14 protein-coding genes are annotated in these 15216 nt (G+C 57.8%); 5 read left to right on the plus strand and 9 right to left on the minus strand.

Annotated features, from left to right (window positions below; translation table 11 throughout):
• Positions 1–68 precede the first annotated feature (68 nt).
• Positions 69–2249, minus strand: a complete 2181-nt coding sequence (gene katG, locus AC2FF8_RS07815; RefSeq protein WP_496879372.1) for a catalase/peroxidase HPI — start codon at positions 2247–2249, stop codon at positions 69–71.
• Between the two features lie 107 nt (positions 2250–2356).
• Here katG and AC2FF8_RS07820 point away from each other — a divergent pair, with 107 nt between their 5' ends.
• Entirely contained in the window at positions 2357–3289 is a 933-nt protein-coding gene (locus AC2FF8_RS07820) for a hydrogen peroxide-inducible genes activator (protein ID WP_496879373.1), read from the plus strand.
• A gap of 51 nt (positions 3290–3340) precedes the next feature.
• On the opposite strand, the gene AC2FF8_RS07825 is transcribed toward AC2FF8_RS07820, so the two are convergent.
• On the minus strand, positions 3341–3922 hold the full coding sequence (locus tag AC2FF8_RS07825) for a carboxymuconolactone decarboxylase family protein (protein WP_425079183.1): 582 nt from the start codon (positions 3920–3922) through the stop codon (positions 3341–3343).
• Positions 3923–4075: 153 nt separating this feature from the next.
• Between AC2FF8_RS07825 and AC2FF8_RS07830 the strand changes: the two genes are divergently transcribed.
• Positions 4076–5179, plus strand: coding sequence for a hypothetical protein (locus tag AC2FF8_RS07830; RefSeq protein WP_496879374.1), 1104 nt, complete (start codon positions 4076–4078; stop codon positions 5177–5179).
• A 3-nt stretch (positions 5180–5182) separates the two neighbouring features.
• On the opposite strand, the gene AC2FF8_RS07835 is transcribed toward AC2FF8_RS07830, so the two are convergent.
• Genes AC2FF8_RS07835 through AC2FF8_RS07850 form a run of 4 tightly spaced genes read right to left on the minus strand, consistent with a single transcriptional unit; the run spans position 5183 to position 8093 of the window.
• Positions 5183–6232: an aromatic ring-hydroxylating dioxygenase subunit alpha gene (locus AC2FF8_RS07835; protein WP_496879375.1), complete on the minus strand. Its 1050-nt coding sequence runs from the start codon at positions 6230–6232 to the stop codon at positions 5183–5185.
• A gap of 5 nt (positions 6233–6237) precedes the next feature.
• Positions 6238–6573, minus strand: a complete 336-nt coding sequence (locus AC2FF8_RS07840) for a carboxymuconolactone decarboxylase family protein (RefSeq protein WP_496872581.1) — start codon at positions 6571–6573, stop codon at positions 6238–6240.
• A gap of 11 nt (positions 6574–6584) precedes the next feature.
• On the minus strand, positions 6585–7343 hold the full coding sequence (locus AC2FF8_RS07845) for an amino acid ABC transporter permease (protein WP_496879376.1): 759 nt from the start codon (positions 7341–7343) through the stop codon (positions 6585–6587).
• 9 nt (positions 7344–7352) lie between these two features.
• Positions 7353–8093: an amino acid ABC transporter ATP-binding protein gene (locus AC2FF8_RS07850; RefSeq protein WP_170345138.1), complete on the minus strand. Its 741-nt coding sequence runs from the start codon at positions 8091–8093 to the stop codon at positions 7353–7355.
• Between the two features lie 121 nt (positions 8094–8214).
• On the opposite strand from AC2FF8_RS07850, the gene AC2FF8_RS07855 reads away from it, so the two are divergent.
• On the plus strand, positions 8215–8985 hold the full coding sequence (locus AC2FF8_RS07855) for a transporter substrate-binding domain-containing protein (protein WP_496879377.1): 771 nt from the start codon (positions 8215–8217) through the stop codon (positions 8983–8985).
• A 53-nt stretch (positions 8986–9038) separates the two neighbouring features.
• Here the strand turns inward: AC2FF8_RS07855 and AC2FF8_RS07860 are convergent, their stop codons facing one another.
• From AC2FF8_RS07860 to AC2FF8_RS07870, 3 genes are all read right to left on the minus strand, one after another.
• Positions 9039–9647, minus strand: coding sequence for a helix-turn-helix domain-containing protein (locus tag AC2FF8_RS07860; protein WP_496879378.1), 609 nt, complete (start codon positions 9645–9647; stop codon positions 9039–9041).
• A gap of 78 nt (positions 9648–9725) precedes the next feature.
• Positions 9726–10865 (minus strand): aminotransferase class I/II-fold pyridoxal phosphate-dependent enzyme, encoded by a 1140-nt coding sequence (locus AC2FF8_RS07865; RefSeq protein ID WP_496879379.1) that lies wholly within the window; start codon positions 10863–10865, stop codon positions 9726–9728.
• 40 nt (positions 10866–10905) lie between these two features.
• Entirely contained in the window at positions 10906–11376 is a 471-nt protein-coding gene (locus AC2FF8_RS07870) for a DnaA N-terminal domain-containing protein (RefSeq protein ID WP_480685084.1), read from the minus strand.
• 696 nt (positions 11377–12072) lie between these two features.
• Here AC2FF8_RS07870 and AC2FF8_RS07875 point away from each other — a divergent pair.
• Positions 12073–13380 carry an AAA family ATPase gene (locus tag AC2FF8_RS07875; RefSeq protein WP_170345133.1) on the plus strand — a complete coding sequence of 436 codons (1308 nt, stop codon included), beginning with the start codon at positions 12073–12075 and terminating at the stop codon, positions 13378–13380.
• A complete protein-coding gene (locus tag AC2FF8_RS07880) occupies positions 13377–14486 on the plus strand; it encodes a ParB/RepB/Spo0J family partition protein (RefSeq protein ID WP_170345132.1) in 1110 nt (369 codons plus the stop codon). Before AC2FF8_RS07875 ends, AC2FF8_RS07880 begins: the two co-directional genes overlap by 4 nt.
• Positions 14487–15216 lie beyond the last annotated feature (730 nt).

Here is a 15216-nt window from a genome sequence, read left to right on the forward strand (position 1 = left end):
GGGATCAGCGGATGCAGCCCCTGAAAAGAAAACCAGGCGAGGGTGTCCTCGCCTGATTTATTCATGAGTCAGGCAACCAGATCGAACCGGTCGTTGTTCATGATCTTGGTCCATGCCGCCACAAAGTCGCGCACGAACTTCTCGGCATTGTCGTCCTGAGCGTAGACCTCAGCATAGCTGCGCAGGATCGAGTTCGAACCAAAGACCAGATCTGCGCTGGTTGCGGTGAACTTGACCTCACCCGAGGCGCGGTCGCGCAGCTCATAGGTGCCTCCGTCAACCGGATGCCAGCTCAGCGACATATCCGTCAGGTTGACGAAAAAGTCGGTTGTCAGCTGGCCCACCCGGTCAGTGAAGACACCATGCGGCGATCCGCCATGGTTGGCACCCAGCACACGCAGACCACCGACCAGAACGGTCATCTCGGCCGCGGTCAGACCCAGCAGTTGCGCACGATCCAGCATCATCGCCTCTGGCGAGACCGCGTATTCCTTCAGCTGCCAGTTGCGGAACCCGTCCGCCAGCGGCTCAAGTACCGAGAAACTGTCCACATCGGTCTGCTCGTCCGACGCGTCGCCGCGACCGGCCGAGAACGGAACCGCCACGTCAAAGCCTGCGGCCTTGATCGCCTGCTCCAGCCCGACATTGCCCGCCAGAACGATCACGTCGGCAATCGAGGCACCGGTTTCAGCCGCGATCGGCTCCAGCACACCCAGCACTTTTGCCAGACGCTCTGGCTCGTTGCCTGCCCAGTCCTTTTGCGGCGCCAGTCGGATGCGCGCGCCATTTGCGCCACCGCGCTTGTCCGAGCCGCGGAAGGTGCGGGCACTGTCCCAGGCGGTGGTGATCATCTCGACCGCGGTCAAGCCGCTGTCTGCGATCTTGGCCTTGACGGCATCAATGTCATAATCTGTCGAACCCGCCGGGATCGGATCCTGCCAGATCAGGTCTTCTGACGGCACATCCGGGCCATAATAGTTGACGCGCGGACCCATGTCGCGGTGAGTCAACTTGAACCAGGCACGTGCGAATGTATCGGCAAAATAATCCGGATCCGCCATGAATTTCTGACAGATCGCGTTGTAGGTCGGGTCGACCTTCATCGCCATGTCCGCATCGGTCATCATCGGCATGCGACGAACAGTGGGGTCGGTCGGGTCGACGGGCTTTTCGTCTTCGGGCATGTTGACGGGCTGCCACTGATGGGCACCGGCGGGTGATTTGCCCAGCTCCCATTCATAGCCGAACAGATAGTCGAAATAGCCCATGTCAAATTTCAGGGGCTCTTTCGTCCACGCCCCTTCGATCCCCGAGGTAAAGGCATTGGCCGCTTTACCGTTCTGATCAGGGTTCTCCCATCCCAGACCCTGGCTGGACACGGGGCAGGCTTCGGGCTCGGCGCCGATATTGTCGCCTGGCATCGCACCATGGGCCTTGCCGACCGTATGACCCCCGCAGGTCAACGCCGCGGTCTCTTCGTCATCCATCGCCATACGGGCAAAGGTTTCACGGATATGCAGCGCGGTTTTGGCCGGATCCGGATTGCCGTTCACGCCTTCGGGGTTCACATAGATCAGGCCCATATGCACCGCACCCAGAGGGTTTTCCAGCGTGCCGGGGGTTTCCAGATCGCCATAGCGATTCTCGGACGGGGCCAGCCACTGGTTTTCCGACCCCCAGTAAACATCTTTCTCGGGCCCCCAGATATCTTCGCGACCAAAACCGAAGCCAAAGGTCTTCAGCCCCATGGCTTCATAGGCCACCGTGCCCGACAGAACGATCAGGTCAGCCCAGGACAGCGCGTTGCCGTATTTCTTTTTCACCGGCCACAACAGACGCCGGGCTTTGTCCAAGCTTGCATTGTCCGGCCATGAGTTCAGCGGCGCGAACCGGATGTTGCCCGAACCGGCGCCACCTCGACCATCCCCCAGACGGTAAGACCCGGCCGAGTGCCACGCCAGACGGATCATCAGCCCACCGTAGTGACCCCAGTCTGCCGGCCACCAGTCCTGACTGTCGGTCAGCAGCGCCTCGACATCGGCACGAACCGCCTTGAAATCCAGCCCCTTGACCGCTTCTCGGTGATTGTAATCCGCATCCATCGGGTTGGTGCGCGTGTCGTGCTGGCTCAGAATGTCCAGGTTCAGCGAGTCCGGCCACCACTTGGTGACGGAATTGCCCGTTCCAGTATTGCCGCCATGCATGACGGGGCAGCCGCCGGATTGATGATTGTGGGGGGTACCGTCCATTGTAAATCTCCTGAGTATTTACCTAGGGGTTCAGATATCTTGACTCGTACCGCACAGCTTCGATAATTGGAAATTTGTAATTACTATCGTTGCGATTAGTTTTTCATATGAAAACACTGACCCTCAAACACCTGCGCTATTTCGAGGCGCTCGCCACGCATGGCCACTTTGGCAAAGCGGCTGCGGCCAGTGCGATATCGCAGCCCGCGCTTTCCATACAAATCAAAGAGCTGGAAGCAATCATGGGTGGGCCGCTGGTCGAACGCGCGGCCCGGCAAACCCGCCTGACAGCGCTTGGTGAAGACGTGCTAAAACATGGCCGCGAAATCCTGACCCGGGTCGAGGATTTGGGGAAATTGGTGCAATCTCCCTCAGGCCCCCTGTCGGGCCGCATCAGAATCGGGGTCATTCCCACGGTTGCACCTTATCTGCTGCCCTCGATCATCAAAGCGTTGTCGCAGCGATTCCCACAGCTGACCATTGAACCCAAGGAAACGATAACCAAGACGTTGATCGGTGAAATTCTGGATTCGAAACTGGATTTCGGCGTCGTTGCCCTGCCCGTCTCGGAACCCAACCTCCGAGAGTTCTCGCTGTTCAACGAAGATTTTCTGCTGGTTCGCCCGGCGCAGGATGCCAACCTGCCGATGCCAAGTTCGTCGCAGCTCAGAACCATGCGCCTGCTGTTGCTGGAAGAGGGGCATTGTTTCAGGGATCAGGCCCTGTCCTTCTGTTCGATCCGCAATATCGAACCGCAGCACATCATGGAGGGTAGTTCGCTTTCCACACTGGTTCAGATGGTCGGCGCCGGCATCGGTGTGACCCTGATACCGGAAATGGCGGTCGGGCTGGAAACCCGATCCGCGGATGTGTCCATTGCCCGGTTTCAGGACGCGCCGCCGACACGGACGATTGGTCTGATCTGGCGAAAGACCAACCCGCTCAGCGAAAACCTGTTGAAGATCGGCGCGATCATCCGCAAAACGGCCGAAGAAAACACGTGGGGCGTGAAGCCGCCACAGCCCGAAAAAACCGGCTGACCCGCCTGAAACGATGTTCCACGGCACGGGGGCCAGACCCGGCGCAACCCGTCAGGCGTCACCGGTGTAATAGCCGATCACATCATTCTCGGTCGTTGCCCCCAACCCGTTCAGCAACCGGTTTGAATAATTGAAATAGGCGCAGACCTGATTGACCTCCAGGATCTCGCCATCCTCACAGCCTGCAATCTTGAGCGCTTCGAAGTCGGACTTGACCATTTTGCCGACATCCGTCGTCAGCTTGGCGGCATAGCGCAGCAGCGCCAGTTCCCTGCCTTCGAATTCGTCCTCGGGCCGATGCGCCTTGAGCGCGACGAAAATCCGGTCGCTGCGCGGCTGGTCCTTCAGCAGGTTGCGCACGTTCATGAAGTGATGGGTCAGGGAATAGGTGCAATCGTTCAGGATCGAGGTATAGCTGGCGACAACCTCGAGAAACCAGAACGGCAACTGGTTGTCATCGGAATGCAGGACCGAACGGTACAGCGTCACATGCCCGTTCATCGTTTCGGGGCGCAATGAATGCACACGCATGACCGTGTCTACGGTGCCATGAGGGGTGCGGGCCTTGTCCAGCAGCTCTTTCAGGCGGCCGTCGGCCTTGTCGTCCGAGATCATCTCGATCCAAGCACTCATTGCTGTGTCTCCTGTCCTGTTCGGGCTCAGCTTATGAACAAAGCCCACAGGCGTGTCAGTTAATTTTTTTCTTAAGGTGAAATTTTTTCTGGATCACGGAAACGTGAAAGATGTAAAATGCCAACGCGGGGGATTTGTTGAGGATCAGCGGAAATGCACAGTCCAGAGCTCATGGCGGGCGCTGAAAACCTGTTGTTCAGATGTGGTGGTCTGACGGCGGGCGACCAGTTGCTTGTGGTCTGCGAAGAAGCGCCCAACGGTTATTACGATGCCGAGATCACAGGGGCTATCGTCGACTGTGCCCGACAGAACCGGATCAAAACCGCAGTTCGAACTCTCCCATTCGATCCTATGGGTCCCTTGGTACCTGAAGAGCTGAAATCGGCGATGAAGTCGGCGGACTGCACCCTGTTTCTGTCCCGCACCGGCGATCAGATACGGTTCGACGCAGGAATGAGGGACGTTCGGCCCATCATGTCGTATGCGCTGGACGCCGGAATGCTGGCCTCGGGTTTCGGGCGCGCCAACTACACCGGGTTCGTTGAACTGAAAAACGCGGTCAACCGGCTGCTGGCCAATGCCGGGCGCATCCACGTAACCTGCCCGCTTGGCACCGACTTCAGTGGACCGGGCGCCGCCTTCCCCCCATCAGGTGCCACGGATGTCAGCATCACGCGTTTTCCGATGTCGGTCTTTGCCCCGGTTCCCGCGCAGGGATTTTCCGGAGTGCTGGTTCAGGACGGGTTTCTGGTCGGCACCGGATCGAAGTTCTACGAACCATACGGCTGTGATCTGCGCGAACCGCTGACCATCCGGTTCGAAAACAACCGCCTGACCGGCTTTGACGGCCATCCCATGGATGTGCATTGCGCGCAGATGCATTACGAAAAGGTCGGTCGGATGTTCGGTCTTGATCCCCTGACCATGCATTCCTGGCACGCAGGCATCCATCCGGGCTGCGCCTACACCACCCCGGCCCGAAGCAACTTCGAACGTTGGAGCGGATCTGCCTTTGGCAATCCGCGCCTGCTGCACTTTCACACTTGCGGGCATTATGCGCCGGGTGAGATTTCGCTGAACGTGCTGGATCCCACGATCCGGGTGGATGATGTTGCGATCTGGGATGCCGGTGTGCTCCGGGCCGATCTGTTGCCCGGTGGAGCTGAAATTCTCGACCGGTACCCCTGCATCAAAGCGGTGTTCGACGCCCCGGCCCGACACGTGGGCCAGGGCGCGAACGGGCGCTTGTCGGCCTGATGATCAGCCGGCCTGCTGCGCGATCAGCTTTGCAACCCGCGCGCGGAACCGCATCGCGCCCGCGTCCAGCCCGAGGTTGATATAGCCGGTCTTGCGCCGCGCCATGCCGGTTTGAACGTGTTCCAGAACCTCTTTGTCCTCGTTGAAAGCCATGACCGCGCCTTCGAACATGCGCTGCGACATGGCTGCGTCATCCGCGTGCATGTTGCGGTGCTGGAACCAGAAATACCGAGAGGTTTCCGCATCGACCGGTGTGATGAAGTTGTACGAAATATTGACAAAGGCATTGGGTGACATCGGCCGATCCGCCCCGCCTTCTCCGGCCGGAGTGTAAACGGACATGTTGATCGCAGTGGATGGCAGACGGCATTCGTAATGTTGCTTGCGGTCGCAACTTGGCCCAAACGGCAGGATCGGCGCATAGTAGGGCGGCGCGGGTTCGTCCGCGATCCAGCGCGAAACAATGACGCCTGTTTCTGTTTCTTCAATATCCAACGGGCGGTTGTCGGTCCCTGCCCCGGCAAACGAGGTCAGATGCACCCAGGCCACATGGCTTGGATCCAGCAGGTTGTCGATAATGTAAAGGTAGTGGCACGCCATCTCCATCGCGCCGGTCCGGGTCTTGCCCCAGGACGGGTTGTCGAAATTGGGGATGTCGATGATATCGTCCGTGCTGGCTTTGACCGGGTCCCCCATCCACAGCCACAGAAACCCCCAGCGGTCTTCGGCCGGGTACGCATGCACGGCGGCGCGGCGCGGAGGATTGTCCAGCTGCGTCGGGGCGCTGACACATTCACCGCCGCAGCCGAATGTCAGACCGTGATAGCCGCAAACCACATGGTCCCCTTCAATGGTGCCCCGAGACAGCGGCAGCTTTCTATGCGGGCAAGCGTCCTCCAACGCGATCGCTTTGCCCGCTGTGTCACGATAGACCACGATGTCCTCGCCCAGCATTTGCACGGCGTTCAGGCTGCGGCCAAAATCCTCGGACCGTCCGGCGACGTACCAGCTGTTGCGAATGAACCCCTCTGCTCCGGCCAGATCAGGACGCATGTTTCTTACTCCGAAAACTCGTCAAATGCCTTGAGCGCCTTGGCGCTATAGGCATAGGACGGCCCGCCGCCCATATAGGTGGCCATGGCCAACGCCTCGCACATCTGAGCGCGGGTGGCGCCCAGCCGAACCAGCGAACGCACGTGGAATCCGATGCAGCTGTCGCAGCGGGTCGCGATCGCAATGCCGAGCGCCATGAACTCCTTGGTCTTCTCGCTCAGCGCCCCATCAGTCTTGGCCGCCTTGCCCATGATGCCAAAGCCGCGCACGGTTTCCGGCACCTCCTTTGAAAAGGCCCCGATATTGGCCTCGGTCTCGGCCATGAAATCTTTCCAGTTCATTTTTTCACTCCTTATCCGCGCTCGTCCGCGCCCATGCGACGCTCCAGCCAGCGCACCCCGGCTGAGATGATCAAAACCAGGATCAGGTATTCGAAAATCAGCAGGGTATAGATTTCCAGTGGGCGGTATTCCGTCACCACCAGTTCATTCGCGCGGCGGGTCAGTTCCTGCATCCCGATGACGCTGGCAAAGGCGCTCATCTTGACGATGTAGATGAACTGGTTTGCCAGCGGCGGCAGAATGCGCCGGATCGCCTGCGGCAGGATCACATAGCGCATGGTCTGCACATAGTTCAGCCCGATGGTTTGCGCCGCCTCGCGCTGGCCTCGGGCAATGGACTGAATCCCCGCGCGGTAGATCTCGGCAGTAAAGGCACTGTCAGAAATCGCCAGCGTAAGGATCGCACCCCAGAAGGGATCAATGGGGATATTCAGGCCCATGGACTGAAACACGATCGGCAAGCCGTAAAACACCCAAAACAACATCGGCAGCAGAGGGATGGCGCGGATGAACTCCACGTAAATCCGGTTAAGCATCCGCCAGCCGCGTTTCTCGGACAACCCCGGCAAGGCGACCAGCAGCCCGATGGCGATCGAAATAACGGCGGCTATCAACGAAATCTGGATCGTCGCGCCCATGCCCGAGATCAGGAATTTCACATTGGTCCAACCCGTGGCCGTGGTCGGATCGATAACGTACCAGCCCCAGGTCTGCGACGACGAACAACCTGCCAGCAGAAGAAGAGGCAATATGAGAAGAAGTTTTTTCATCGGCTCCGCTCAGTGCTGCAAAATCTGGCTGAGGAATTGGCGGCACCGTTCGGATTGAGGTGCGGTGAAGAAATGTTCGGGGTGGCCTTCCTCGACAATTTCGCCTGCATCCATGAAGATCATCTTGTCCGCCACCTTGCGGGCAAATCCCATCTCGTGCGTGACGACCACCATGGTCATGCCCTCATTCGCCAGTTCGACCATCACGTCCAACACTTCCGAAATCATCTCGGGGTCCAGTGCCGAAGTGGGTTCGTCAAACAGCAGAACGCGCGGCTCCATGCACAGGGATCGCGCTATGGCGACGCGTTGCTGCTGACCGCCCGACAACTGAATGGGCTTTTTGTCGGCCTGATCGGGAATGTGCACCCGATCCAGATAGTGACGCGCTTTTTCCTCTGCCTCTTTGCGACCGAGACCGCGGGCCTTGACCGGGCCCAAAGTCAGGTTCTCCAACACGGTCAGATGCGGGAACAGGTTGAACTGCTGAAACACCATGCCGACCTCGGATCGGATCCTGGCCACGGATTTTGCGTCATCCGTCAACTCGATCCCATCTACGCGGATGGTGCCTTTCTGGTGCTTCTCCAACTGGTTGATACATCGCACAACGGTGGATTTTCCAGACCCGGAAGGCCCGCAAATCACCACCTTTTCGCCGCTGTCGACCGTCAGATTGATGTCCTTGAGAACGTGAAACGTGTCGAACCACTTGTTCACGCCCACAAGTTCGATTGCGGCGTCTGGCATAAGATGAACTGCCCCTGTTTTAGTCCCAGTATAATATTTTCTTGAGGTTATCTTTCCCTTTGGGCTTAAATCAATGAAGAATACCGCCACAAGGTCGAAACGCCACCAACGGGAGAAACCTATGAACACTTTTTGGAAAGCTGCGGCAGCCGCTGCGCTTGGGCTTGTATTGTCAGGTGCAGCGCAGGCGCAATCTGCACTGAACGAGGTGCTGGATTCCGGCGTGCTCAAGGTTGGCACCACGGGCGATTGGAATCCCATGTCGCTCCGCGACCCAGCGACCAACAGCTACAAAGGGTATGATATCGACATCATGAACGAGCTGGCCGCCGATCTGGGGGTCGAGGTCGAATATGTCCCCACCGACTGGAAAACACTGGTCAACGGTGTGGTGGCAGGCAAGTATTACCTGACCGGATCGGCATCGATTTCACCGCCGCGCATGAAGGTCGCGGGCTTTTCCGACAGCTATATTTCGGTGGAGCTCTTCCCCTATACCACCAAGGACAAGGCCGACAAATTCGACGGTTATGACTCGATCAACCAGCCCGGAGTAAAAGTCGCGACCACCTTGGGCACAACGTTCGAAAAACGCGTCCGCGAATGGTTCCCGAACGCAGATATCAAGGTGGTCGAGGCCCCGGCCCGCGGTTTTCAGGAAGTAATCGCAGGACGCGCGGATGTCTTCATCACGTCGAACATTGAAGGCTCGACCCTCGAGGCGAAGTTTCCGGTGGTACGCGTAAAGAACGCAGGCCCGCGTTCGCCGTCACCTATCGCGATGATCCTGCCACAGGCCGATCAGGTTTGGATCAACTACGTGAACAACTGGATCGAAGTCAAAAAGGCGCAAGGGTTCTTCGAGGAAAACCGCAAGAAATGGGGTCTCTGACTCGTCTCGGATCACCTTGATTCCCAAACGCCCGGCCCGGTCGCCGGGCGTTTTCAATTGTCGCCCGAAACGGCTTTGGCAACCACAGTGACAAAGGTGACCGTGTCAGTTTTCAACTCCAACGGCCCATGAGTGGCGTTTGAATCAAAACTCAGACTGTCGCCCGGCCGCATGTGATAAGCGGCTTCACCGCAGCCATAGACCATCTCGCCGGCGGTGACGTGGATGAATTCGACACCCTGATGTTGGTAAAGCGGGCGTTCGTCCAACGGACCTTCCAAAGTAACGCTGAAACTCTCGAAACTGACATGTTTCGCTTCCGCCCGACCGATCAGCTTGTAACTGTGCCCGAAACCGGTGCCCAACCGTTGCACGGTTACGCCTTCGCCTGCGGCCACAAATGACACATCCGTGCGTTCGACCGTACCCGCGAAAAAGTTGATCAGCGGAACGCCGATTCCGCTGGCCAGGGCCTCCAGCGTCGCCAGTGAAGCAGACACCTGACCGCGCTCGATCTTGGAAATCATCGCCGTGGATACGCCGGACCGCTGAGACAGTTCGGCCAGAGTCAACCCGGCCAGCGCGCGATGCGTTTTCACCGCGGACCCGACCAGGTGATCCAGCGGCGGTTTTTCGGTGGAAAGCACAGATGAATCTTCCATTTGCGAAGCCTATCGACACGTATGAAAAAGGCAAAAGAAATGTCACCGAACCACTTTCACCAGTTCGGCGGCAAACTCTCAGCCTCCGTTCAGAATGTCGCCTGTAAGATCATTCAACTTTGCCAACCCTGCCCGCAAATGATCTTCGGGCAGGGCCGAGCTGAACCGAAAATGGTTCTCGACCCCGAACCGCGACCCCGGAATGACCAGCACGTCTTTTTCGCGCAAAAGGCGCATGCTGAACTCCTCGGATGCGATCGGTAGATTGAACCGCACGAACGACATGGCCGACGCCTGAGGTGGTACAACGGAAAACACCCCCTGATGCCGCGCCAGTTCTTCCGTCAGAACGTCAAACCCCGTGCGGATCAGACGGCGCGCGCGGGCTTTCAACTTGGACCGTGCCGGTTCGGCAAGCGCCTTGTCCGCCAGTTCCATCGACAACATGGATGCCGCGATCGAGGCATATTCGTGCCGCCGCCAGCATTGTTGAATGATTTGTTCCGGCCCCACAAGCCACCCCAGCCTCAGCCCCGGAAGCCCATAGGCCTTGGACATGGAGTTCACCACAAGAACCCTGTCCGTCCTTCCCCAGAACGAAGGCGTTTCGGTATCACCTTCGCGTTCGGTTCCGGCATAAACTTCGTCCGAAACGATCCAGGCACCAACGCGCTCGGCAGCCGACACGATACGCGCGCGGTCCGCTTCGGCCAGAATACGGCCCGTTGGATTGTTCGGATTGACCACATGGATGATGCGGGTCCTGTCATCGACGGCCCGCTCCAGCGCCTCTGCGTCAATGCCCCACCCTGCGGATTCGATCAGATCGACCCAGCGCACCTCGTTGCCGAAATTGGCGGCGTTTCCTGAAATCTGCTCATAGGTCGGTCGGAAACACACAACATTGTCGCCGGGCGCCAACAAGGTGTTGGCCACCAGCGTGTTCGCTTCGGTTGCCCCGACCGTGACCAATACCCCATCCGCCGAGGCCCCCGGGTACAAGCCTGCGATGGTTTCGCGCAGGGATTGCTTTCCATTGACTTGCGGATAATCAATCATCGTTGTCAGCAGAGCGTCGAGATCAATCCGGGCAAGATCCATCAATCCCTGCAACGACATGGGATGAACACCGCTTTCCGAGAAATTGAAGACCACCCCGTGTTCCGTTTCGGACAGGAACTGTTCGACCCGAAATGGTTGGAAATCTCGGTTGATCATGACGCATCCTTTGCTCGGCCGTGCTGCGCACGTCGCAGCCTCAATCGGCTGCGTTTACTTGAACCGTTCTTATACTGGGATCGACGCGGCTGTAGGCGGCCAGCAACCGTGCCGTCCATTTCTGTGCAATGTAATCAGCCATGAACCGCGAGGGTGCAACCAGTATGACGCGCCCCCCTGCCCTTTCCGACTCGGACAGATGCTGGAACCAACTCGCCCACAACTCGGGATCGCGCCCGTGAAGAATTGACTGTACCTGCGACCAGATATCCTCGGGCTTGGCTTCGGGGGTGTTGATTTCAGGCCCCGGGGGTTTTGCCGCGAAAGGCACGACATTTGTAACGGGCTCGGAATCCTCGCTCATCCGGGCCTGGAAATCGGAACCTATGATCGGCCAGACCTCCTGCGTATCGATCATGATCTGTTTGAGGTCGATTTCATAGACCGCGACCCGGCCCCGTGCAGCAGGCCGTTTGACCGTTACCCAACCTAATGCGCGAAATCTGGCCATTTCGCGCTTTACAGTCCTTTCATTCACCGCCCAAAGGCGCGAAATTTCTTCGCGCCCAATCGATAATTCGTTGTTTTGCCAGTTATACCGTGTCGTAATCAATGCGATGATACGCAGTACGCTGCGCTGTCGATGCTTGTCACCCGACAACGCATAAATGGTGAGCGCAGATAGTATATCATATTTTAAGGCCGCCGCATTTCGCCCGACCGGTTTAGCCAGCTGCATACCCGTTCTCACCGCTCTGTCTGCCTCAGACGGGTGTGTCCCGCCGATCTTGCGCTGTTTGCCAACGCTTTTCGTCATCTTGGCCTAATTAGCGTCCAAAGCTTCGATTCTGTCAAGAAGAGTCTGGAACCGGTCAGAAAACTGCGCCAATCCAGATCAAAAAATAAAAGAAATCTGGTGAAGTATTGGTGATGGGGGACATTCAGGGTGACCCCTTATCAGCCTGTTATGTCCCCCCATATATCGTCGATCCAGGAAGATTGACCCCCTAAATACGGTTGAGGGCCTGTTGCGAATCGTCACCCTTCATCCTGTGCGCCGCCGAATCGGCGATGGCCTTGCTGGGCCTTGTTTTCTTACCCGTGGGTAAGATTTGAGTTTCATCATATTTTCTTTTGCGTAAAGCGCAAATCGGGCGTAAATAAGAAACGAACAGAAATTTACGTTCCAAACAAAGAGACATGAGGCATGTACACGCACGAAGACCTGAATGCATTGCGCAATCAATCTCTCAAACTCCAGGGGTGGATTCGTCAGCAGACCTTTAGCCCCGAGATGGAGAAGACACTCCGCCGGTTTTCGAGCTGGGAGGTGTCCGAGCTGATCTTCCGGGTCAACCAGTCAACCTTTCGCGGAAAGCTGGCCGCTGATCCGTCGCTGCCCGGTGGTGAGGTTGAGCCCGAGGGGCGGCAGCGCTGGTTCAGCCTTGAGGAAGTGAATGAGTTGCGTCGGAGGCTCAAGGTAAATCGCAAATCCCTCATGCCGCCGCGTCCCGAGGGCAAGCGGGCCATTCGCGCAGCCGTGGCGAACTTCAAGGGCGGTGCGGGCAAGTCAACGGTGGCGTTGCATCTTGCGCATGCTGCGGCGCTTGATGGGTACCGTGTTCTTGTCGTTGACTTCGACCCGCAGGCCACGCTGAGCCATTCCATGGGCCTGACCGATGTCGCAGAGGATTATACTGTCTGGGGGATCATGGCGCGTGACCTGATCCGCGAGACCGAGCGCATGAACAATCGGCCCGCCGCGGCCGAGTCCGGCACCGCCCTGCCCCACCGGGAACTGCCCCCGGCGATCACCGATATGGGGCTTGGAGATCTGCGGATCAGCGATTTCATCAGACGGACGTCATGGTCGACCATCGATGCGATCCCATCCTGTGCGAACGCGGCCTTCGTCGAATTTGCCTCGGCACAGTATCGCCACCTGAACCCTGAGTGGTCTTTCTTTGCAGCGGTGTCCCGGTATCTGGATCAAATTCCTGACGACGCCTATGACCTGATCCTGTTCGATTGCCCGCCGGCCATTGGGTATCAGTCCATGAACGCGGTGTTCGCGGCGGACATGTTGTACATCCCGTCTGGCCCGGGATACTGGGAATATGACTCGACCACGTCCTTTATCGGTCAGCTGGCAGAAGCTTTGGAGGACCTGGCTTACGGGTTCGACAAAACCTTACCCACGGGTAAGATCGGTCTTCCCAAAACCTTCTGCGAACTGCGGTTCCTGCTTACACGGTACGAGCCGGGCAACGCCTTGCATCTGGCAATGTTCGATGCCTTTCAGAAGGTTTTCGGGGACCACGTCGCCCAGCACCCGGTTGAAATGACCCGCGCGGTCGAGCAATCCGGCCGCTTTCTGAGCTCGGTTTATGAGATGGACTATCGCGAGATGACCCGCGAAACCTGGCGTCGGGCCCGCTCGACCTTTGACAATGTTTACGAGGAATTCCGGGGTGTGATGCTTTCTGCCTGGGACAAGCTGGAGGATGACGCATGAGCCGTAAGCGCAGAATGTTTGATATCGACCTGCCTGCAATGGATGACATTCCTGTCGGCAAGGTTCCGGACAAGGTTCTTGAAAAGCGGCGCGGCCCGATGGCTGCGGCCATTTCTGAAAATGCCGATGCGCTGCGCGACCAGCAATCGACGGAAGAGTCAATCCGCGCAGAAAACGATCGTCTTGCGCATGAGCTTGTGCGGCTGCGTTCCGAAGGCCTGGTGACGGAACGCGTGGCATTGGGTGACATTCTGTTTGAAAAGTTGACGCGGGATCGCAAACCAGGGCCGGATCCGGAGCTGGACGAGTTGAAGGCGTCAATTCAGGAAATTGGATTGTCCAACCCCATCCGACTTGAGCGCCGCTCAGATGGACGATTTGAACTGATCCAGGGGATGCGGCGCCTGTCTGCCTATCGGGCCTTGTACGAGGAAACGGGAGACGAGTCCTATGCCAGAATTCCAGCGGGTATTTCAGAGGCGGGCGATCTCGACAGCAGCTACCGGCGCATGGTGGATGAGAACCTGATCCGCAAGGATATCTCGTTTGCTGAAATGGGTGCTTTGGCACGCGCGTATGCCGAAGACCCGGCAAATGATTGCCCGGATGTAGACAAGGCGGTTTCCACGCTGTTCAAATCCGCCAGTTACACAAAGCGGAGCTATATTAGATCGTTTGCCAGTTTGCTGATGATGTTGGACAAGGTTCTGAAACATCCGAACGACATTCCACGCAACGTAGGCGTAGAGCTGAAGCGCAAGCTGGACGCAACACCGGGTCTGGTGCGCCAGGTGAGCGCCGCAGTCATGAGCGAGCCGGACCGTGACGGAGCGCGGGAAGTTGCTATCCTCAGGTCTTTTCTGGGCGCACAGGAAACAAGCGTGGCAAAGAAGGCTCCCGTTGAAAGCGCCGGTAAACCACGGCGTGCGAAGACCACGTTTCAGGTATCTGGGCGGGCAGGGATCGCCAAGTGCTCGGCATCCAGTGGTCGGATTGAGTTGAGATATGATTTGGACTTTACACGTGTTGATCGCAGCAAACTTGAGGCGGCAATAGCTGCTTTCATCGATGCTCTTCCCGAGGAAGATGATCTTACCCACGGGTAAGGTTTGGTTTGAAGCTCCGAGAAAGGGCGCCGGTCGAATCCGGCGCCTTTGTCTTGTCGCAAAAGCCTGGGCGTTCTCAGCAAGGGATACCTGCCCCTGAGTCCCCCTGAGTCTTCTTGCCTGAAGCTAGTGTCCTGTCACCGGCGCGGCAGGGGCTTGAGAACGGCACGTGTGGCCTCTGTCATTGACGTTGGTTCAGAAACGTCCCGTTACGAGGAATGTTGTCGGGGCCACGCATCACGGCGTTTTGTCCCGGTTCGTGCCTTCAGGTCAGGGTAGGGGACTCGAAGCCGGCTCGGGATTGCAGCTTGCAATATGTGATGTGGGAACACGGGTGACATGACAGTTGTTCAGCGCGCGCAGTCTCGTCACAAGAATTACATGTGATAAGAAAAATTATCATGGATTATAAGATTCGAGTCGCCTTCGAAAGTAGTGAGCAAAATTATCATTTTTTGCACACAAAGCCGGGAAGGGGATTTGCATCTTCGCGATTTCGGGGCACCTAATTCAACCGAACAACGCAAAACCGGGGTGTGATGTGAAATCCTGAACGCACCAAATCGGTTCGGCGCACGGGTTTGGCTTGGGCGCAGGGTCCACAACCAATAATGGACGATCGCAATGCGAGTGACGCAGGCGCATATTCCCTGGTCATGCAGTGCAGTCCGGAATCAGCGTGCACCATGGCCACGATCCCCGAGCAGCCATCTGCACGGCGGCCAACCAA

The sequence above is a fragment of the Ruegeria sp. YTSA144 genome, from assembly GCF_059610125.1.